Origin of the sequence: Desulfocicer vacuolatum DSM 3385, assembly GCF_900176365.1 — a bacterium.
Taxonomy (GTDB): Bacteria; Desulfobacterota; Desulfobacteria; order Desulfobacterales; family Desulfobacteraceae; genus Desulfocicer; species Desulfocicer vacuolatum.
This window is the reverse complement of sequence record NZ_FWXY01000018.1, coordinates 37,016-58,716: the sequence shown is the minus strand read 5'-3', so window position 1 is coordinate 58,716 and position 21,701 is coordinate 37,016. Positions and strand designations below refer to the sequence as shown.

Genomic DNA, 21,701 nt, shown 5'->3' with positions numbered 1-21,701 from the left:
TATTTTACACTTGACATCCCATTAAGAATACCCCATCATAAAAAGTTCCATACCACTGCCGGTAAAAACGACAAAGGCTCCTGCTGAGCCGCTTGCAAAAACAATGCGTTTCTTGTTATATCAGGGTTCCCACCCTGATATTCCTTCTGTTTATCAAGTGTGTTGAAACAAAATCGTGAAGCATTTCCCATCCACCAAAAACCAAGGTGCTGCCCATGTATATTGCCCGCGAAACAGTCCATGGAAAAATCAACTTTTCTCTCCGTATTTCTGTTCCATCCGGTGAGGGATTTAAAAGCCGGGATCTCTATGACCTTGGCCATGACCCTGCAAGCCATATCATCTACCCCGGTGGCAACAGCTACTATATCAACGAGAAGATAACCGATGCAATTTCAAAACTGGGCATCCCGGTGGACGATGACCGCCTGGAATCCCTTTTCATGTCATTTATCTCACCCGAAATCCGCAGGGCCGTTGAAACATTTCAGAACCGTGGCGGTGAAAAAAAGAAACCCATCTCCCCGGAGCAGCATCACTTTATCCAGTACCGAATGCCCTGGTTTGACAAACGACGGCTTCTTTTTCTGAAATTCGGCCAGATAGATCCCGGGCCTGTGGAGAATATGCCACCCAGGCTGTTTCGGGAGCTGATGGAAAAATCCCGGGATGAAATTGAACATAACTTCATGCGCCAGGAAAACCGCATGGACCTGTCGGAATTCAAAACCTATGTATATTCTTCCCTGAACCTCCAACGCTGTTTTGAAAGCTTTCTTGCCAAACAGATGCCCCAGGCCCTGGACCAGGAAGAGGTGGATAATTGTTTTATTAATGAATTGTGCGCTGTCAATAAAAGCCTTTTTCCCCCAAGTACAAAAAGTGCAGCAAGCCTCCACCCGTTTCTCCACCGTTACGTAATCATGTTTTTTGACCATGGCTATGCCCACAGCACCCTGCTGGATGAATTTGCCCATAATTTCATGAACAGACATCGTCGCACCCATCCCCCCCCAGGATCGGCAAAAACACCGATTTCTCTCAAACAGGCCCTGGCAAATATGGAACTTGACCACAGCATCTTCCAGGCCATGACATCAAAGCAACTCACCCGCCATTACCGTACCCTTGCCCGGAAACACCATCCAGATAAAGGGGGAGAAAAAAAACAATTTATTGCCCTTAATGAAGCTTATGAATATTTGATGGAAAAGATGAGATAAAGATGAGATAAAGATGAGATAAAGATGAGATAAAGATGAGATAAAGATGAGATAAAGATGAGATAAAGATATCTTATTTTTAGAGAGGGAGAAAGATTATACCGTTAAAAACGGGCAGCCAAAGATAAAATCCCATGCCGTTGCAACGTTTTTATATGAAAAAAACATCCATTCCTCTGGAAAAAAGTGCCGCCATTATAATGACGGCACCGTAATGACAAAATCAGGATTCGGCAGGAGAGCACGTGGATTTTATAAAAACCGGTTCACCATCAGCAGTCGGGCTGATTTCGCCGGTTTTAATTTTTTCCCAGTAGATATTGAGCTCTGCCTTAACCAGGGGAGCCAGCAGAAACAGACCAAAAACATTGGGCACACAGATAAGAAAAACCAGGGCGTCGGAAATATCCATGAGGCTGCCCAGCTGGATGGAAGAACCAAGGGCAAAGCAAACACAAAAAAGGATATTATAAATAAATTTTCCTGTTTTGTGATCACCAAACAGATAGCTCCAGCCGTTCAAGCCATAATAGGACCATGCCAGGGCCGTGGAAAGGGCAAAGAGCATACCGGCGGCTGCCAGCAGGTATTTGGCAAAGGCAAAATGAGCGGTAAAAGCAGCTGAAGACGCGGCCATACCTGTAAGATTGTTACCCAGCAGATTGGATGCAAACAGAGGGTCGGCCACCATGGTGGTGGTGATAACAAGGGAAGTGATGGCAAGTACAATAAGGGTATCCAGGGTGGGTTCCAGAATGGCCACAAAACCTTCGGTGACAGGCTCTTTGGTCTGTACAGCAGAGTGGGCAATGGCAGCAGATCCAAGACCGGCCTCATTGGAAAAGACAGCCCGTTGAAATCCAATGACAATGGCCCCCAGCATACCGCCGCCAATGGCCTGTCCGTTGAACGCATTATCAATAATCATGGCAATGGCTGCGGGGATAAATTTAAAGTTAATGCAAATGACCACAACAGCCGTTACAATATAGAGACCGGCCATGAAAGGCACCAGACGGGAGGCCACATTGGAAATGCTTTTAATGCCCCCCACAATTACACCAAACACCACCAGTGAAAAAAGAAGTCCAAATAACCAGCCTTTGTCGGCAAAGAAAGAAGCATCACCGCCGGTGACCACCAGAAACTGACTGTAAGCCTGATTGGACTGAAACATATTACCGATGCCAAGGCATCCAAAAAGGATACCAAAAGCATAAAAACCGCCAAGGGCTTTACCCATGGCAGGTTTACCTATTTTAGCAAATCCCTTTGTCAGATAATACATGGGACCGCCGGCCACAGAGCCGTCAGAATTTTCCTTGCGGAACATCACCGCCAGGGTGCATTCGGTGAACTTGGTGGACATACCCAGAAAACCCGCCACCAGCATCCAGAAAATGGCCCCGGGTCCTCCCATGGCAATGGCTATGGGAATACCTGCGATGTTGCCAATGCCCACGGTGCCTGATACGGCGGTGCACAATGCGCTGAAATGGCTGATCTCTCCCTGGCCGTGGCCGTCACTGTAATCTCCCCGGATGAGCCGTAAAGCATGTTTGAATCCCCGCACATTGATGTACTGAAGATATACAGTACAAAAAAGAGAACCCGCCACCAGCCACGCCACCACCAGGGGAATTCCCACACCGGCCACTTTGACTTTAAAGAAAACAAAGGCCACCAATGCATTGGAAATGGGGGTAAGGGCGTTATTAATGGCTTCATCAATCCCCCCTGCCATGGCTGGGGAATGAAGCGTTATAAGGGTAAGTAGTATGGTACACAGGGATAAATAATGCTTTTTAAATTTCATGCTTTTTCACGACCTCTCTGAAAAGTTATAATAAAAATTCTTATAAGCATAATCAGATAGCAATGCCCGTGCCAAAAGATATAAATGATTGAATTAAAAGCATTATTTCTCAACAAGAAAAAAATACCGGCAATTATGCGGGGCAAAGTTGCCCCTTAAATTAGAAACAAACAATTACAAACTGTTGAAAGCACAAGAAATAGTAATTTTCCCCACATTCCGGGGCAAAATTGCCCCACCGGCAATTTCCTTCCAAACAGGGTCGTATTTCATGTTTCGTTGTGGGCAGGTCAAATCCCAATATGATCTGCCCATGGCTGTTATTAGAAAATAAAACTTCCAGACAATCTCCGCAGAGCCCCCCCGGGGGGGCAATAGGAACCGGACAGTTGAGCTGTCTACAGTTCCGGGCCGGGAACATTACCCCTCGTGGGGGCGACATGACACCATTTTCAATATTCGTTGTGTCCCACAGGAGATGCCTGTTGTAAAAAACCAAACTGAACAACGGGGCATACCTGCCCCAGATTCACATTAAAGTAAGATCAGGATAAGCGCTGAACATGGCAATTTTTATATGAAATACTCCGCAAATCATGAGCGTATTTCAAGCTTCGTTGTGGGCAGAGCCGGATCAGAATACGATCCGCCGTGGCGGTTATATATTGATATTATGGTGTTTCATTTTACGGAACAGGGTTTTCCTATCAATCCCCAGGGCCTCAGCCACCTTGATTTTCCGATTGCCGTGAAGGGCCAGCATTTTTTCTATGAATTTTCTTTCATACTCTTCCATGGCCGATTTTAATGTCTGGGCCTCCCCTTTGTCATGCCCTGCATCCTCAATTGTTTTTCCCCCCTTCCCCCCTATGGGGTCCAGGAACTCCAGTTGCCCCAGGGTCAAATATTGATAAAGCACATTCTGAAGCTGCCTGATATTGCCCGGCCAATGGTAATCCACCATGGCAGACACCACAGAATCTGTCATCCGGGGCAGGGTCTCATCCTGGGGATAGGCATCCAGAAAATGTTGAATCAAAAGGGGAATATCCTCCCGCCGCTGCTTCAGTGGGGGTAAGGTGATGGGGATAATATGGATGCGGAAAAAAAAATCTTCCCGGATTTTCTTTTGCCGCACCATCTTTTTCAAATCACGGTTGGTGGCCGCCACAAACCGGATATCCGGTTTTTTAACCCGGGTCCCTCCCACGGGAATATATCCATTGCCGTCCATGACCCGCAAAAGTTTCACCTGCATGCCAAGGGAAATTTCACCCAGCTCATCCAGAAACAAGGTACCGCCGTCGGCCCGGTCCAACAAGCCGATTTTATCTGTGGTGGCCCCACTGAAAGCACCTTTTTTATGGCCAAAAAACTCACTTTCAAAAAGGGATTCATGGATGGCCCCGCAATTGACCGGCACAAAATGGCCCCGACTTCTGTTGCTGTTGGTGTGGATGGATCGCGCCACCAGCTCCTTGCCCGTGCCGGAAGCCCCATAAATAATAACATTATCCTCCTGACAGGCGGCTTTTAAAATCAGCTTATATACCTTTTGCATGGCCGGAGAAGCCCCGATGATATCATCAAACCTATGGGGATGGATACACTTTGATTTTAACCGGCGATTTTCCAGACAAAGGGCCACAGCTTCCTTTTGTTTTTCTGTAATATCAGAAATAAACCCTTCCATGCCGGTCAAGTTTCCCTGTTCATCATATATGCCGATGCCTTGTTCCCACACCCATTTGTCCTCCCCGGAGGCGGTTGTGATGGGATAGGTTTCCTTAAAAGGAATATTTTTTTTAAGGGCTTTATGGATATTGTCATGGGCATCGTCCAGGGAGGGATACAAAGAAAGGGCTTTTATTTCTTTATTTAGATTGTCATCTGCTCTTGCACGCCTCTTTTTTTTACCCTGGGAATCGCCCCGGGCAAACAGCCCATGGTGAAGGCCTTTGTGTGTGGTAAAATCACGGGGATTATATCCGGTGAGCTCCCGACACCCGTCACTGACAAAACAGGTGCGCCAGGCTCCGTCAAAGCGGGCCCGGTAAACCATGCCCGGAAGATTATCCACAAGGGTATCCAGCTGGCGGCGTTTCTCCTTTAATGTACCGGCAATGATGCGATTTTTTTCTTCCAGGGCTTCTTGCATCTGTCTCAAAGCAAGATGGGTCCGTACCCGGGCAAGCACCTCTGATGCGTGAAAAGGTTTGGTGATGTAATCCACGGCCCCCAACCCAAACCCTTTGGTTTTTTCATCTGTGGCAGTGACGGCTGTGATAAAGATAATGGGGATATCCCGGGTGCGCCTGTCCTGTTTCAGGGCTTCACACACCTCAAATCCGCTCATTACCGGCATCATTATATCCAGAAGAATCAAATCCGGTAACCGTTTCTGTGTGAGTTCCAGGGCTTTTTCACCGCTTTTGACAATGGCCAGACGAAAATGGGAGCGCAGGGTGGCTGCCAGCATTTCAATGTTGGTTACATTGTCGTCCACAATCATGACAAGGGGATCTGCACTGTTCATGGTTGCCTTTTCTCCATGGTGGTTATCAGATGCTCGACCTGCTCAACAGCAGGATCATAATCAAAGGAGTCGATCTGTTGTTTGATTTCCTTGAGTATGGGATGATTCATATTCTGGGTCAATAAACAAAATTGTTCTTCCACGGCTTTGAGTTCATAGTGTTCCAGGGCGTGTTTAAGATTTTGCAGCACCAGGGTAAGCTGGGCCTTATCCTCCGGGGGAAAACCCTGTCCAGGTGCGATATTTTCCACATCCCCCCGGCAATGACACATTTCATCAATGGTGCCAAGGACCTGGGACAACGCCTGTCCAAGGTCATGGAGATCCTTTTCTGATAAGGGAGACCGGGATTGATTCTCTTTGCAACGCTGTTCATGGGTATTTGCCAGATGCTGTAGTTTTTCGGCCCCGATACCGGCGGCGGCCCCCTTTAAACTGTGAAGTTGTCGGATCAGCCCATCCATGTCTTTTTTTTCCCAGGCCGTTGTCAGTCTTTCCCGGGTGGTTTGATGATCCCGGTAAAAGGTTTTTAGTATTTTTATAAAGGTGTGATGGCTTGCATGGAGTCGGGTCATGGCTTCTTGAATGTTGATGCCCGGCATCTTGCGGGGCAACCGCAATTTACCGGAGGAGGACATTTTTTTTGTGGAAAGCGCGGCCCCCGGTTCATGGGAAGGCAAGGTCTTACCCATGGCATGGGTCAACACCTTGAACAATTTTTTCTGGCTCACAGGTTTGGAAATATAGTCGTTCATACCGGCATCAATGCATTTTTTACGGTCTTCCTTAAGGGTGTGGGCTGTCATGGCAATAATGGGAATCTCCTGATAACCGGGCAATCGACGTATGGCCCGGGTGGCTTCAAATCCATCCATTTCCGGCATCTGGATATCCATGAGCACCGCATCAAAGGGTTCCTCCTGCACCGCAGCCAGGGCTGCCACGCCATTTTCCACCAGTCGCGCATGGATGCCGGCAAGATCCAGCACGGCAAGGGTAATCTCCTGGTTGGTGGGATTATCCTCGGCAACCAGCACCCGGCATCCCTGCAACAAAGATCTGTACCCGGAAAGAATATCAGGGGAAGCCGGAGAGGCGCAAGAGGGTTCCACGGCCCGGGTACCTGACGGTTCCATGGTAACGGTGAAGACAAAACAGCTTCCCTTTCCCGGTGCACTCTGGACCTGGATGGTTCCTTCCATCATCTCCACCAATTGCCCGCAGATGCAAAGACCCAGGCCACTGCCGCCATATTTTCGGGTGGTGGATGCATCAATCTGTGAAAATGGGGTAAAAAGTAAATCCTGGTGTCTGGTGGCAATGCCGATGCCCGTATCTTTAACAGAAAAAACCAGGGTAATCTTCCCGGAACCCTTATTTTCCTGCCGGGCCTGCTCCGGCTTTCCGGGCAACGGCTGTTTTTGAACGGTAACGGCAATGGTCCCGTTTTTGTCGGTGAATTTAACGGCGTTGCTGATCAAATTCATTAAAATCTGCTGTAACCGAAAAGCATCACCCAAAAGCGCCATGGGAATATCCGGGTCCATGGTCAACACAAAATCAATGTGCTTTTCTGCAATTTTATGGGAAAAAAGTGCCTCCACCAGCTCCATGAGTTTCCCCAGATGAAAGGGTTTCTTTTCCAGCACCAGCTTTCCTGCCTCAATTTTAGAAAAATCCAGGATATCGTCAATCACCCCCAAAAGGGTATGGCCGGAGTTATGGATAATCTCCATGTACCTGGCGATTTTTGGGGGAAGGATTTCATTCATCACCAGTTCAGATGCAGTGATGACACCGTTCATGGGGGTGCGGATTTCATGGCTCATGTTGGCCAGGAAATCACTTTTGGCCCGGGTGGCTGCATCGGCAGCCTCTTTGGCAAGCTTTAATGCTTCATTGGCATCACTCAATTCAACGGTGCGTTCCGCCACCCTTTTTTCAAGCTCATGATACGCTTTTTTCAAAGCATTTTGTGCATTAATCCGCATGATTACCAAAATAACAACACCGGCAATAATCACCAGTATCAATGCCCATTTAAAGGCCTGATAAGTTTTGGGAGGAGAAAATTCCAAACGAATCCACTGCCTTAAGATGGCCTCTTTTTCTACTTCCGGGGTGGCAGAAAGGGCCTTATTGATGATGGCGGTGAGGGGGGCATTTTGTTTGTTCACAGCAAAGGAGATGGGCAAAAGCGCAAGGGTCTCCCCCGAGGCCCGCAGATTGGAAATCCCCAGCCTTTCACTGTGATGGGCCGCCGTGGCCATGTATCCCACCATGGCGTCCACCATGCCAAAGGAGACCTTTTTAAGACCGGCTTCAATATTTGGCACCGCATCCAGGGTAATGTCAGGATAATCTGCCTCAATGATATCTTTCCAGATATAATTGTGAACCACAGCCACCTTCATCCCCTGGAGTTTTTCCAGTGACATGGGTTCCATGATATTTTTTCTCACAATGATGCCACCGGATAACCGGGCATAGGGATGGGTAAAATCCATAAACTGCTTTCGCCGGGGAGAAGAAACCGCAGCCCCGAGCATATGAAGTGTACCCTCCTTGACGCGGCGGATATTCTCTTCCCAGGTATGGGCCACTTCTATTTTAAATTTCAGTCCTGTTTCAGTTTCGATTAATTTCAAAAAATCCGCAGTTACGCCAATGTACTTTCCCTTTTCATCCAGGTACTCCATGGGGGCAAAATCGTGATCAATACCCACGGTGACCACAGGCGTGCGGTTCATCCAGTCCAGCTCTTCCCGGGTAAAATGCAATGGATTGGGCACAGCTGCCCCCTGGCAGATAAAGGGGAAAAATTGAAACACAAAAACAAAAAAAATATAACTGCCATGGGAAGACCTTATTTTGATCCGGTTCTGCCCACAACAAAGGTAGAAGCACCCCACAAGTTTGCGAAGTATGTCATATAAACTGCTCCAAGAAAACATAACCCCTACCCCTTATTGTAGATAATCAATCCGGCTGTGCAACCAAGAATACCGGTGATTTCCCGGGTATTAAGGGTTTCTCCAAGCAGCAGCCAGGCAAACAATGCCGTGATAACCGGCACAAAAGACATGAACAGGGACACTGTAATGGTTCCCAGATGGCGTATGGCATAGGCAACACAGGAAAGGGCCAAAACATTGACCACAACCCCTTGATATATCGCCTGCAAAAGGATGTCATCCAACGGAACCTTAAACCCCGTTGATGGGAAAAAAAACCACAGCGGTAAAAAAAACAGGCAATTTACAGTGGGGACCACCACCAGCACATCTTTCCATGAAAATTGCCACAGGCGAACCCCCAGCATATGGAAAGTATAGATAACAGCGGCACTTAACAACAGGAAAATACCAAACAAATGCCCTGGAGTGAAAAACCCCTTGCCGGTCATGATAAGGTTGGCCCCAAAAATAAGAAAAATGGCAAAATATCGCACAGGAGAAATGCGCTGCTTAAAATAAAACCAGGCCGCCAGGGTAGCAAACACAGGCAGCATGCCATTGACCAGAATTCCGGCATGGGCAGCCTTGATCTCCATGAGCCCGTAAAAGGATACCATGGTATATGGAAACCCCACGCCCAGGCCCACCACCAGATATTGATACAAATAAAATTTTTTCCAGGGATATTTTAACGCAAAGGGTGAAACCACCAAAAGAGCCGTGGCGTATCGAAGCAGGGTTATATCCGCCGGGGTAAGCAGGGTGTGTACCCCATATCGGGAAATCGTTATCCAGCCGGACCAGATAAGCACCACCAATGACCCGGCAAGGCAGGGTTTCCAGTTTTTCAAGCATCCTCCATTTTACCTTGGGAAATTAAATGTAATCATAAACGATCTCTTTTACTACCCAAAGGACACAAGGTCAAAACATTTGAATATGGGCAGCGGCCAGACATTTGCATGTATCAAACCAGACAAGAGGCAATTTAAATTCAAAAAATCTATGATTTCATAGGGTTGGCCTTTTAAAAACAAAATACAATAAAAACATATGACCGGCGAGGCATCAACAGAAAAAGCAAATTTAGAATGTTTGGCTTTCCCAGACAGATATTGACACCCGTCACATAAATCCCATAGAATCAAAAAGGATAAAGGCGTTAATCTAAGGGACTCAGATCTTATTGATTTACCATTTAACCATACCAAAATTGATATGTTTATGGATGAAATTTCGGGTAAACGGTAAATTGAAAACGGCTGACTCCCTAAAAATGGAGGTGACAATTCCCACGGACCTATGAATCCAAGGGTTTCTGCCAACAAATTCTATGAAAATTCTGCACACATCAGACTGGCACCTGGGGCGATCCCTGTATGGGCAAAAGCGTTACAACGAGTTTTCAAAATTTCTGGACTGGCTGGGTAAAACCATAGAAGATCAAGGCATTGATGCGCTGCTCATCGCAGGAGATCTGTTTGACACCAATACACCAAGCAACCGGGCCCAGGCCCTTTATTATGATTTTCTCTGCCGGGTTGCGGCCTCCTGCTGCCACCATGTGGTTATCATTGCCGGAAACCATGATTCTCCCTCATTTCTCAATGCCCCCAAAGAGGTGCTGCGGGCACTGAATGTCCATGTGGTGGGTGCTATAACGGAATCCATGGAAGACGAAGTGATTGTTCTTGAAAACAATAAGCAGCCCCAGGCCATTGTTTGTGGAATACCGTACCTCAGGGACAGGGATATCCGCACGGTGGCACCCGGGGAAACCATGGATGATAAAAACGCCAAGCTCATTAAAGGGATTAAAAACCATTATGCCGATGTCTGCGCCATGGCCCGACAAAAACAAACTAAATTTAAATGCGCAGGCCAGGGCACCATTCCCATCATTGCCATGGGGCATCTTTTCACCGCCGGGGGCAAAACCGTTGATGGAGACGGGGTTCGGGAGCTTTATGTGGGGTCCCTTGCCCATGTGGACGCCGATGTTTTCCCCTCCTCCATTGATTATCTTGCCCTGGGCCATTTGCATGTTTGCCAACGCGTCGGCGCTATGGAACATATGCGTTACAGCGGCTCCCCCATTCCCATGGGCTATGGAGAGGCAAAACAACAAAAAAAAATCATCCTTGTTGAATTTGAAGACACCCTACCCCATGTTAAAGAAATTGAGGTGCCCTGCTTCCAGGAGCTGGTGCGCATTGCGGGCACTCTGGATGATATCCATGAAAAGGTGGCAGATCTTAAAAAAAATCACAGCCGGGCATGGCTGGAAATTGAATACATCGGCCGGGATATCATCACCAACCTGCGAGAGACCCTTGACGAAGCCTTGGCAGATTCTGAAATTAAAATCTGCCGCATTAAAAACAAAAAGGTTCTTGAACGGATAATCAGCACCATCCATAAAAATGAAACCCTTGATGATCTGGACCCCAAAGATGTCTTTATCCGTTGTCTTAACGCCTTTGATGTTCCTGAGCAGGAGCGGGAGGCCCTCACAGCATCCCATGACGAAATAATTCAATCCATCCGGGAAGAGGATGTAAACGCAGAGTAAGGGACGGCCAATGAAGATACTTGAATTGAGATTTAAAAATCTCAACTCCCTCCATGACGAATGGTTTATTGACTTCACAGACCCGGAATATGTTTCCAACGGTATTTTTGCATTAACAGGCCCCACAGGCGCAGGCAAGTCCACCATCCTTGATGCCATCTGTCTTGCACTGTACGGTGCAACCCCCCGTCTTGGTAAAATAACCAAAGCCGGCAATGAAATCATGTCCCGCCAGGCCGGGGAGTGCTATGCTGAAGTGCTGTTTGAATCCCAGACCGGTCAATTCCGCTGCCATTGGGAGCAACGCCGGGCCCGGAAAAAACCGGGTGCCAACCTGCAGCCCCCCCAACATGAGATCGCCCGGGGGAATGGCAAGGGGAAGGTAATTGAGCATCAACTGCGGCGGGTGCAGCAGGTGGTGGAAGAGAAAACCGGCATGGATTTTGAGCGATTTACCCGATCCATTCTCCTGGCCCAGGGGGGCTTTGACACCTTTCTCAAGGCCGATGTGGAACAAAAATCCAAAATTCTTGAACAGATAACCGGCACCGGTATTTACACGGAAATCTCCAAAAGGGTCCATGAACGACGACGGGATGAACGGGAAAAGCTGGATACTTTACAGGCCGCAATTGCAGGAATTCACATTCTTGAACCGGATCAGGAAAAGGAAATTCGGCAAAACTTTGAGACTGCCCGGCAACAGGAAGCAGATATTGCAACAAAGGCAATCCAAACAGAAAAAGCCATTGCATGGTTAAACAGCATCCATGGGCTGAAAAAAGAGATCAACACCCTGGCTGAAGAATCCACACACCTTCACACGGCCATGGAAGCATTCCATGCGGAACGCAAAAAACTTGCCCTGGCACGCAATGCGGCCCGCCTGGACGGTGATTATGCCACACTTTCAGAGGTACGCAAACAGCAACTAAGGGATCAATCAACCCTGAACACAGAGGGAAAAAAACTCCCAGCCCTTGAAATATCTTTAAAAAATCAACGCGATAATTTAAAAACAACGGAACAACAAACGATTTCCGTTAAGGAAGAACTTAAAAAAGCAACCCCCCTTCTTCAAAAAATTCGTGCCCTGGATCAGACACTGGAATCACAGAAAAAAACGATTTCAGAAATTAAAGAAAGCTGTAACAAAGAAATTGCAGCCATTGAGTCCCGGAAAAAAAACCGCACCAAGGAGCAAAAAAAACGCACACAAACACAAAAAAAGTTAGAAACGATCACCGCTTACCTCAAAGATCATTCCCGGGATGAATGGCTGGTAAGCGGTCTTGCCGGGGTTGAAGAGCAGCTGGCAAGATTGCTATTAATGCAAAAAGAGATCTCCCCAAAAAAAGCTGAAAAAAAAGAAGCAGACTCAACGCTGAAACAGGCAAAACAAAAACTGACCCGCTGCACAAAAAGATGCGCCGGGCAAACAGAAAAATTAAAAGAAACAACAGCGAAACGCACACAGGCAAAGGAGGCCCTGGAAAAACTATTGGGGGATCGGCTTTTACGTGAATATCGAAGGGAAAAGGAAACCCTGCTGAGGGAAATGTCCTTTCTTAAAAAAATTGCACAGCTTGAAGAGCATCGCATGAAACTGGAAGACGGGGCTCCATGCCCCCTGTGCGGGGCAAAGGAGCATCCCTTTGCCCGGGGCAATGTGCCCATTCCCGATGAAACGGAAAAAAAAATCAAGGTGCTCACAGACTTGATAGAAAACGCAGAAAATCAAAAAGATATCATTCAAAACCTTGAGAAAACCGAAAACACCCTCCGGAACAGCCTCTCCCGGGACGAAAAAAACGAAGCTAAAGCTGACGCAGAAAAAAAAGCCGCTGAAAAGAACCTGTCGGATTTAAGGGCTCTGCTGGAAAACAGCAGCAACAGATTCAATGCGTTAAAACAGATTGTATCAGAAAAACTCATCCCCCTGGGCATTGACATCATCCCGGATGATGATCTTTCTTCTTTGCTTGATACATTAAAAAAACGCCTGCACACATGGCAGGCCCAGATGGAAAAAAAGACGGACCTGGACAAGCAGATGACGCAATTTGACAGTGAATTGAACCGCCTGGACGGGGTCATTGAAAACCAGCTGAACACATTGGCTGAAAAACAATACAATCTGGAGACACTTAAAAAGGAAAACAGCGTCACCATTGCCCAACGCCGGGAGTTATACAAGGATAAAAAACCTGACCGGGAAGAGCAACGCCTTCACAATGCCATTGCCCGGGCTGAACAGACCGAAAAACAGGCCAAAAGCCTTTATGATAAATTACAACAGAAGTGGACATCCTCAAACACCACGCTTGAAACCCTGGAAAAACAGATCACCCAAAGAAAAACAGAACTGAAACGCCTGGAATCACAATTTATAACAACCCTTCTGTCAGCTGATTTTTCAGATGAAAAACAATTTCTTAAGGCCAGGCTCACACCAGAACAAAGAGAGATCATCGGGGCAAAGGCCAAATCGCTGGATGATGCACACACAGATCTTACGGCCAGACAAAAAGATCGAGAAACCCGCCTGGCCACGGAAACCGCCAGAAAATTAACAGCAAACTCCATGGAAATACTTGAACCGGAACTCAAGGAACTTAAAGAGACATTGAACCGGCTAAGGGAGACCATTGCCGGATTTAAACATCAACTCACAAAAAACAAATCCGCCGGGGCACGTATAAAAAAAGAGCAAACCGCCATTGATGTTCAAAAAAAAGAGTGCCGTCGCTGGGAAAAATTGCACGAACTCATCGGTTCTGCCGATGGTAAAAAATACCGCAATTTTGCCCAGGGATTAACCTTTGAACTGATGGTTTCCCATGCCAATGCTCAACTTGAAAAAATGACAGACCGGTATCTGCTCATCCGGGATAAAAGCCAGCCCCTGGAGCTCAATGTGGTGGATAATTACCAGGCAGGTGAAATCCGATCCACCCGAAATCTTTCCGGTGGCGAAAGCTTTATCGTCAGTCTTACCTTGGCCTTGGGGCTTTCCCGCATGGCCAGCCGCAGGGTTCGTGTGGATTCATTATTTCTGGATGAAGGGTTTGGAACCCTGGATGACGATGCTCTGGAAACGGCCCTTGAGACATTATCCGGCCTTCAGCAGGATGCTAAGTTGATAGGCATCATCTCCCACGTGTCCGCACTGAAAGAAAGAATAAGCACCCAGATCAACATCACCCCGGAATCCGGTGGAAGAAGCACCATTTCCGGTCCGGGATGCTGCAAAGTCACTAAAGTCAAAGATTAATCGTGTTTTTCCAGCAAAATGCCAGCAAACAAAAGCGTGCAAGGTTCACACCACCGATCACGCCGCAACAAGATTAAATTTGAGAAATTGACGCTTTTTTAATTTCCTTGCAAACAACGCCAGATCCTTTTTCATCTGAAATCGTTTCCATTGATTCTGATAAAAAAGACAGTTGTGGCATGGTACAGGTCTTATTTTTACCCAGTTGCTTTGCCCTGTAAAGGGCAATATCTGCTTTTTTAAGCAATGTTTCCTCTGTATCGTTTTCATCCCCCACGCCCACCCCCATGCTGATGGTCACCCCCACAATTTCATCCTGCCGGGGATGAAAAGCCACTGCGGAAAATTTCTTTCGAATACGCTCGGCAACATAAAAAGCATCCCTTGGCTGGGTGTCGGGAAATATGACGCAAAACTCTTCTCCTCCGTAGCGACAGGCATAATCAAATTGTCTGATCCCATCACTGATAACCCGGGCAAGGGTCTTTAATACCACATCTCCTTCGGGATGGCCGTAGGTATCATTATAAAGTTTAAAATTATCCACATCCATTATCAAAAGACACAGGGAGCGCTCTCTTTCAAAGGCACTCTCCACCTCTTTACGCAATTGATCCAAAAAAAACTTTTTATTGTAAAGTCCTGTCATGCCGTCCATGCGGCTTGCCATACGAAACTTATCCCGGCTTTTGCTCAGGCGCAGCCGGTCACGTTCCATCAGCCGAATTTTATAGGCCAGGGAAAAGGAGAGTAAAATAGATTCAAATACAGGTCCCAGAACCAATATTTGCTCTCCGGGTACGGTGGTGGGAAGTACACCAATGACCCATAAAATAAAAATACCAGTACCAATGGTAAACACCACATTGGCACAGATATAGATTCTGGCAGGTTTAAACCCCTTGCGCCATTGAATGAATCCAATGCTTATTAAAATGGTTGAAGAAAAAAGTCCGGCAATATTGCACAAAATATCTGCCCAGACAAATAACCCGGTAATACCGGTCACAAAAATTCCTCCCCCGAGCACAGCAATTAAAGCCAACAACATTTCCCACACCGGTGCCATGAGGGACATGTTAAAAAAATTTCTGCAAAACAAAAAACCTAAAATAATGCAGCTGCCCAGGCAGGTGTACTCAAGGGTCAGAGCAGTTTGAATATCAAGGGAGAAAAAATTGGAAAAGTGTCCCATAAATATAAAAAGATAGGACAAAAAGGCGCATATATAGAGAACATATTGCAGATATTCCCGACGTCCCAGTGCCAGAAAAAGAAACAGGTTATAAAAAATCATGCTCAACATGATGCCATAGGCCATGCCAAAGAGCAGGTGGTCATGGGCCGTGTATATCCGAAACGCTTCCGGAGTGCGTAAAACCATGGGAATGACCTCAGTACCGTAAACCTGGAATCGCAGGTAACAGGTTATCTGTTTTTGCCCACGGAGATCCACCTTGAACATGAGATGCCTGAAATTAAAGTCCCCCCGGGCCGAAGGTTGTTCATGGGAAAGACGCTTATGTAAAAAAGGAGCAGACGGTTCCGGGGAAGACTGGAAAAAATCCACTCGGTATCGGGGACGCCCCAGTTCCAAGTTCAGATATGGCAAAATCCGAGATGTGGAATTCATATCCAGGGTAAAACGCACCCAAACGATTTTCCGGGTCGGAGGCATCATAAAAAGACCATCCCCCCCATGGGGAACAAACATCTCCCGGGCCTCACCACGGGTAATATCAAAAATGGAAAAATGACCGTTGGGGTCCACCAGCACATCCATATATTGCCCCAGGTTAATTTTTTCAAACCTTGTGTCTATATTCACATGGGAAGAAGAGGGAGCAGAACAGGAAATGCCGGGCAGGCTAAAAAGAATAACAATACAAACAATAGAATTCAGTAATTTTGTGAAGTTAATTTTCATCTATTTTAAACTTATTCATTTTTGGATGAGTCAATCAATGCTTGATTTAATCCCAGGGGCAACACTTTTAATTCACTCTTAACACAACGTTAATACAATCCTAATATAAGATCGGTATATTCTCAATAAAAATGAATAATGACAATTTTTCATGCATTCGTATTTAAAACACGAGCCATGACATATTGGTCCAGAATTTCATTGACATACAGGGGGGGGACTGACGGGAAATATTTACCCATATCAATGGTCCCCACCAGGTCCGAAACTTGACTTATTTATGAATTATGGAGGGAAAAATGGAAAAAAGGTTTCACGTATTATTGATGTTTTCAATTTCACTGATAGTGGCATCATCACAGCTCTTTGCAGGTGAACTGGTGATCAAAGGTTCCACCACGGTGCTTCCCATTGCACAAAAAGCAGCTGAAGCCTATATGGCAGAACATACCGATGTGAAAATTTCCCTTTCAGGCGGGGGGTCCGGCAACGGTATTAAAGCCATCATTGACGGCACCGCAGACATTGGCAATGCCTCCCGGTTCATCAAACAAAAAGAAGTAACACTGGCGGGCACCAGGGGCGTATATCCCGTTCCTTTCAGGGTGGCCCTGGATGCCATTGTTCCGGTGGTGAACGCTGAAAACAGCGTAAAAAATCTCACCATGGCCCAATTAAAAGATATCTATCTGGGTAATATTAAAGACTGGAAAGAGGTGGGCGGCACCCCCGGCACCATTGTGGTGATTTCCCGGGACAGTTCTTCCGGCACTTTTGGGGTGTGGAAGGATCTGGTAATGAAAAAAAAGCGGGTGATCCCCAATGCGCTGACCGTTCCCTCCAACGGAGGCGTGGTCCAGGCCGTGGCCAACACACCCGGTGCCATTGGATACATTGGACTGGGATATATCACAAAAAAGATCAAAGCCGTGGATGTGGACGGCGTTGTCGGCTCCGAAGAAAACACCTTGAACGGTTCTTTTCCCATATCCCGGGGACTTTTCATGTTCACAAAGGGATGGCCCAAAGGAGAAACCATGGGTTTTATCTCTTTTATCCTGTCCCGAAAAGGTCAAAAACTGGTTAAAGAGGCAGGATCCATCCCTCTGTTCTAAATTCTTATCCCAGACCTCATAAGGAGCCCCCGTTGAAACGTCAACACATCGACACCGGTGTAAAGTTCAGTTTTTCAGTTATTGCACTGTTTTCCATCACGGCATTGTCACTGATAATGGTATTTCTCTTCAAAGAGGGTCTTCCCATATTTGAACAGATTTCCATTAAAGAATTTATCCTGGGCAAATACTGGTACCCCACGGACGACCCGGCAGATTTTGGCATACTTCCCTTGATTCTGGGCTCTTTGGCTGTCACCCTTTTATCGGGGGTAATGGCCATCCCCTTAGGGGTTATGACAGCCATTTATCTTGCAGAAATTGCCCCGAACCGGGTGACAGAGTGTATAAAACCCATTGTGGAGTTGATGGCCTCCATGCCCTCGGTGGTCATCGGTTTTTTCGGCATGGTGGTGGTGGCTCCCTTTATCCAGAAAACATTTAATATCCCGGTGGGATTAAATCTATTTAATGCGGCGCTTATGCTGGCTTTCATGGCAGTTCCCACCATTTGCACCATTTCCGAAGATGCAATATTTTCCGTGCCCGGGGCGTTGAAAGAAGCCTCTTTTGCCCTGGGCGCCACCCATTTTGAAACCATTTTCAAGGTGATTATACCGGCCTCCCTGTCGGGAATCTGCACAGCTGTTATCCTTGGCTTGTCCCGGGCTGTGGGAGAAACCATGGTGGTGCTCATGGCCGCCGGCGGGGCCGCCATGATACCGGGCTCCATTTTTGATCCGGTGCGTCCCTTACCGGCCAGTATTGCTGCAGAAATGGCCGAAGCCCCCTTTGGGGGGGAGCATTATCACGCGCTCTTTGCCATAGGCATTGTATTGTTTATCTTTACTTTTCTGTTTAATCTCATGGCTGATTTTATTTCCCACAGATTTCGCCAGGTGGGGGAAGCGTCCTTATAATGAAAAAACGAATATTTCTACAAAAATTGTGGTTTTTCTTCATCAGAATGGCCGTTTTGATCAATGGAGCGGCTTTGGCAGTGATGGTTTATTTTATTATATCCCGGGGATGGCGGGCCATGTCCTGGGAATTTATCTCCCAGGTCCCCAGGGAATCCATGACCCGGGGGGGCATTCTTCCCTGCATTGTGGGCACGGTGAGCCTTTGTTTTATCACCATTCTTGTGGCATTGCCCATTGGGGTGGCATCGGCGGTGTATCTTAACGAATATGCCACCCAGGGCAAAATGGTTCGCCTTATTCGCCTGGGCATCAATAATCTGGCAGGAGTTCCGTCCATTGTCTTTGGCTTATTTGGACTGGCTTTTTTCTGCATTGTACTCAAAATGGGGGTATCCTTGGCCGCCGGGGGGGTAACCCTGGGCATCATGACCCTGCCGGTGATCATCGGTGCATCGGAAGAAGCCTTGAAAGCAGTGCCACACACCCATCGGGAAGCCTCCCTTGCCATGGGGGCCACAAAATGGCAAACCATTCGAAAAATTGTACTTCCCATGGCTTTTCCCGGTATCATCACAGGTTCCATACTGGGACTTAGCCGGGCTGCCGGAGAAACCGCCCCCATCATGTACACCGGCGCTGTTTTTTTCACCCCGGATCTTCCCGGCTCCATTCTGGATGAAGTGATGGCACTGCCCTATCACATTTACGTGCTGGCCACCGCAGGTACCCACATTGAAGCCACCCGATCCCTCCAGTATGGAACAGCTCTGGTGCTGATTTTGCTGGTTTTTGGAATGAATCTGACGGCCATTATCATGAGATCAAAAATGAGAAAAAAATTAAGGATATAGTACCATGGAAAACAATACTAAGATGCACACCGGGGATCTGAACTTTTACTACGGTAAGTTCCAGGCCCTTCACCATATTTCCATGGATTTTTATAAAAACCGGGTGACAGCTCTTATTGGACCGTCAGGATGTGGAAAAAGCACCTATCTTCGATGTCTCAACCGCATGAATGATCTTATCCCCGGCACCCGTGTACAGGGAAAGGCCCTGCTGGACGGGATGGATATCCATGATCCGGCCGTTGACGTGGTAAATCTGAGGAAACGGGTGGGCATGGTATTTCAAAAACCCAATCCCTTCCCAAAATCAATTTTTGAAAACATTGCCTATGGCCCCAGGGTGAACGGTATCAAGGACAAGGGACAAATAACCCGAATTGTGGAAAAAAGCCTGAAACAGGCCGCCATCTGGAATGAAGTAAAGGATCGTCTCAACGAATCTGCCCTTGGGCTTTCCGGAGGACAACAGCAAAGATTGTGCATTGCCCGGGCCCTGGCTGTGGACCCGGAGGTACTTTTGATGGACGAACCGGCCTCGGCCCTTGATCCCATTGCCACCCAGAAAATCGAGGCCCTGGTCACCGAACTTTCTTCAAAACTGACCATTATCATTGTCACCCATAATATGCAGCAGGCAGCCAGGGTCTCCCACCGTACGGCCTTTTTTTACATGGGTAAATTAATCGAAGTCAATGACACAGATACCCTGTTCACAAAACCGAAATTAAAACAGACAGAAGATTACATCACCGGACGATTCGGTTAAATTAAGAATAAAGGCAGCCAAAGATATTCGATTAAAATGCAGTTAAGGAGAAAATTATATGGCAGGGCACCTGCACAGCGAAATAGAAAAGATAAAAAAAGAACTCCTCTCCCTTGGGGCCATGGTGGAACATCGCCTCCAACAGGCCATGCACTCCATTAAAACAGCTGACACCACACTTGCCCGGCAGATCATTGAGACAGACGTTGAGATTGATCAGCGGGAAATTGAAGTGGAGGAAGAGTGTCTCAAAATCCTGGCATTGTACCAGCCCGTTGCCACGGACTTACGCTTTTTGGTGGCAGTGATTAAAATTAACAATGATCTGGAGCGCATCGCAGATTATGCCGCCAACATTGCCCGACGTTTTGAAACCTCAGCCCAGGCCCCGGATAAATTCAGATATGACTACACTGCCATGGCCGATCAAGCAGGAAAAATGCTGAAATTAAGCCTGGATGCCCTGGTACACTGGAATGTGGACATGGCCTATGATGTACGAAATATGGATAAAGAGGTCAATGCCATGAGAAATGACGCCTATGATTCCATGAAAAAGGATATCCAGAAACATCCTAAGATGGTAAGTGAAATAATTAACATGTACTTGATTTCAAGGCATCTGGAACGTATCGGTGATCACAGCACCAATATTGCCGAAGAGGTGATCTATCTCATTGAAGGAGAAATCATCCGGCATACGTAAAATGCAACGTGGGATCAGCCCTGCGTTATTGACGATTTTGGTACATATTTGGCTTGGTAATGTAAGTGTTTGGGCAATGCCCCATATTTGCCTGTCTGGGACTGCGTAGCATATTATTCTAAGGATGAGCAGGCCAAAACAGGTAAAAATGGGGTGCAGACCGAATATTTACCGCTTTTGTTAAAAGTTATCTTTAAACACAGGCTATTGGATCAATCAAACCGGAAAAATGAACAATGACAAAAGAAATGATTTTGATTGTGGATGATGAAGAAGATATCCTGGAACTGATCAAATATAATTTAGCCCATGAAGGGTATACCATATTAACGGCAATGAGTGGTGAAGATGCCATTAAAATTGCCACCCAATCCCAACCGGATCTCATTGTACTGGATCTGATGCTCCCGGGAATTGACGGTCTTGAAGTGACCCGATACCTGAGGGGCCAGCCCGGCACCCACGATATGCCCATTGTCATGCTCACAGCCAAAGGGGAAGAGAGCGATATTGTCACCGGCCTGGAACTGGGGGCCAATGATTACATTTCCAAACCCTTCAGCCCCAAAGTGCTCATCGCAAGAATCCGGGCCATACTGCGTCGCCGAAAAAAAGATGCCGTGGATGCCGCAGAAATCAGACAGGAGGGGGATCTGATCATTGACAGAAAGCGCCATACCGTCACCCTCATGGGAGAGGCCATGGACCTGACAGTATCAGAATTTGAACTGCTCTCTTTTCTGGCAAATAAAAAAGGATGGGTGTTCACCCGGAATCAAATCGTGGATGCCATTCATGGGGACAATTACGCGGTGACGGAAAGAAGTGTGGACGTAATCATTGTGGGCCTTAGGAAAAAATTAAAAACCCACGCGTCTCTCATTGAAACCGTCCGGGGCGTGGGGTATAGATTCAGGGAATAGCTGTGTAATCGTCCGTAAATATTCGGCCAGCACCCCATCTTCACTCATTTTGGTCTGCTCACATAGCATTAGTATGCTACGCAGCCCCAAATAAGCGAATATGGGGCACTGG

The 21,701-nt window shown here is 47.0% G+C and carries 14 protein-coding genes; 9 read left to right on the top strand and 5 right to left on the bottom strand.

What is annotated here, in order from left to right; all coding sequences use genetic code 11:
- Positions 1–215 precede the first annotated feature (215 nt).
- The gene (locus B9A32_RS15370) at positions 216–1,223 is read left to right on the top strand and encodes a J domain-containing protein (RefSeq protein WP_084070482.1); all 1,008 of its coding nucleotides are present in this window, start codon (positions 216–218) and stop codon (positions 1,221–1,223) included.
- A gap of 223 nt (positions 1,224–1,446) precedes the next feature.
- Here B9A32_RS15370 and B9A32_RS15365 read toward each other — a convergent pair whose 3' ends face one another.
- From B9A32_RS15365 to B9A32_RS15345, 4 genes are all read right to left on the bottom strand, one after another.
- Complete coding sequence (locus B9A32_RS15365; RefSeq protein WP_212637963.1) at positions 1,447–3,039, bottom strand: alanine/glycine:cation symporter family protein; 1,593 nt, start codon at positions 3,037–3,039, stop codon at positions 1,447–1,449.
- A 658-nt stretch (positions 3,040–3,697) separates the two neighbouring features.
- A complete protein-coding gene (locus B9A32_RS15355; RefSeq protein ID WP_084070480.1) occupies positions 3,698–5,575 on the bottom strand; it encodes a sigma 54-interacting transcriptional regulator in 1,878 nt (625 codons plus the stop codon).
- The gene (locus tag B9A32_RS15350; RefSeq protein WP_212637962.1) at positions 5,572–8,406 is read right to left on the bottom strand and encodes a response regulator; all 2,835 of its coding nucleotides are present in this window, start codon (positions 8,404–8,406) and stop codon (positions 5,572–5,574) included. The genes B9A32_RS15355 and B9A32_RS15350 overlap by 4 nt, the downstream gene beginning before the upstream one ends.
- A gap of 128 nt (positions 8,407–8,534) precedes the next feature.
- Positions 8,535–9,383 (bottom strand): DMT family transporter, encoded by an 849-nt coding sequence (locus B9A32_RS15345; RefSeq protein ID WP_084070478.1) that lies wholly within the window; start codon positions 9,381–9,383, stop codon positions 8,535–8,537.
- A gap of 482 nt (positions 9,384–9,865) precedes the next feature.
- Between B9A32_RS15345 and B9A32_RS15340 the strand changes: the two genes are divergently transcribed.
- Together B9A32_RS15340 and B9A32_RS15335 are read left to right on the top strand one after the other, a co-directional pair.
- Positions 9,866–11,104 carry an exonuclease SbcCD subunit D C-terminal domain-containing protein gene (locus B9A32_RS15340; RefSeq protein WP_084070477.1) on the top strand — a complete coding sequence of 413 codons (1,239 nt, stop codon included), beginning with the start codon at positions 9,866–9,868 and terminating at the stop codon, positions 11,102–11,104.
- Between the two features lie 10 nt (positions 11,105–11,114).
- Complete coding sequence (locus B9A32_RS15335) at positions 11,115–14,378, top strand: AAA family ATPase (RefSeq protein WP_084070475.1); 3,264 nt, start codon at positions 11,115–11,117, stop codon at positions 14,376–14,378.
- Between the two features lie 73 nt (positions 14,379–14,451).
- Here B9A32_RS15335 and B9A32_RS15330 read toward each other — a convergent pair whose 3' ends face one another.
- Positions 14,452–16,305, bottom strand: a complete 1,854-nt coding sequence (locus B9A32_RS15330) for a sensor domain-containing diguanylate cyclase (RefSeq protein ID WP_084070473.1) — start codon at positions 16,303–16,305, stop codon at positions 14,452–14,454.
- Positions 16,306–16,604: 299 nt separating this feature from the next.
- Between B9A32_RS15330 and B9A32_RS15325 the strand changes: the two genes are divergently transcribed.
- From B9A32_RS15325 to B9A32_RS15300, 6 genes are all read left to right on the top strand, one after another.
- Entirely contained in the window at positions 16,605–17,420 is an 816-nt protein-coding gene (locus tag B9A32_RS15325) for a phosphate ABC transporter substrate-binding protein (RefSeq protein WP_084070471.1), read from the top strand.
- A gap of 32 nt (positions 17,421–17,452) precedes the next feature.
- Positions 17,453–18,340 (top strand): phosphate ABC transporter permease subunit PstC, encoded by an 888-nt coding sequence (gene pstC, locus B9A32_RS15320; RefSeq protein ID WP_084070468.1) that lies wholly within the window; start codon positions 17,453–17,455, stop codon positions 18,338–18,340.
- Positions 18,340–19,194 carry a phosphate ABC transporter permease PstA gene (gene pstA / locus B9A32_RS15315; RefSeq protein WP_084070466.1) on the top strand — a complete coding sequence of 285 codons (855 nt, stop codon included), beginning with the start codon at positions 18,340–18,342 and terminating at the stop codon, positions 19,192–19,194. Before pstC ends, pstA begins: the two co-directional genes overlap by 1 nt.
- Positions 19,195–19,198: 4 nt before the next feature.
- Complete coding sequence (pstB, locus tag B9A32_RS15310) at positions 19,199–19,960, top strand: phosphate ABC transporter ATP-binding protein PstB (RefSeq protein WP_084070464.1); 762 nt, start codon at positions 19,199–19,201, stop codon at positions 19,958–19,960.
- Positions 19,961–20,018: 58 nt separating this feature from the next.
- A complete protein-coding gene (phoU, locus tag B9A32_RS15305) occupies positions 20,019–20,666 on the top strand; it encodes a phosphate signaling complex protein PhoU (protein WP_084070463.1) in 648 nt (215 codons plus the stop codon).
- A gap of 236 nt (positions 20,667–20,902) precedes the next feature.
- Positions 20,903–21,589, top strand: a complete 687-nt coding sequence (locus B9A32_RS15300; protein ID WP_084070462.1) for a response regulator — start codon at positions 20,903–20,905, stop codon at positions 21,587–21,589.
- Positions 21,590–21,701: the final 112 nt, after the last annotated feature.

Coding starts and splice junctions, on each gene's coding strand:
- B9A32_RS15370 (WP_084070482.1), top strand. CDS start 216: ATGTATATTGCCCGCGAAACAGTCCATGGAAAAATCAACTTTTCTCTC.
- B9A32_RS15365 (WP_212637963.1), bottom strand. CDS start 3,039: ATGAAATTTAAAAAGCATTATTTATCCCTGTGTACCATACTACTTACC.
- B9A32_RS15355 (WP_084070480.1), bottom strand. CDS start 5,575: ATGAACAGTGCAGATCCCCTTGTCATGATTGTGGACGACAATGTAACC.
- B9A32_RS15340 (WP_084070477.1), top strand. CDS start 9,866: ATGAAAATTCTGCACACATCAGACTGGCACCTGGGGCGATCCCTGTAT.
- B9A32_RS15335 (WP_084070475.1), top strand. CDS start 11,115: ATGAAGATACTTGAATTGAGATTTAAAAATCTCAACTCCCTCCATGAC.
- B9A32_RS15330 (WP_084070473.1), bottom strand. CDS start 16,305: ATGAAAATTAACTTCACAAAATTACTGAATTCTATTGTTTGTATTGTT.
- B9A32_RS15325 (WP_084070471.1), top strand. CDS start 16,605: ATGGAAAAAAGGTTTCACGTATTATTGATGTTTTCAATTTCACTGATA.
- pstA (WP_084070466.1), top strand. CDS start 18,340: ATGAAAAAACGAATATTTCTACAAAAATTGTGGTTTTTCTTCATCAGA.
- pstB (WP_084070464.1), top strand. CDS start 19,199: ATGGAAAACAATACTAAGATGCACACCGGGGATCTGAACTTTTACTAC.
- phoU (WP_084070463.1), top strand. CDS start 20,019: ATGGCAGGGCACCTGCACAGCGAAATAGAAAAGATAAAAAAAGAACTC.
- B9A32_RS15300 (WP_084070462.1), top strand. CDS start 20,903: ATGACAAAAGAAATGATTTTGATTGTGGATGATGAAGAAGATATCCTG.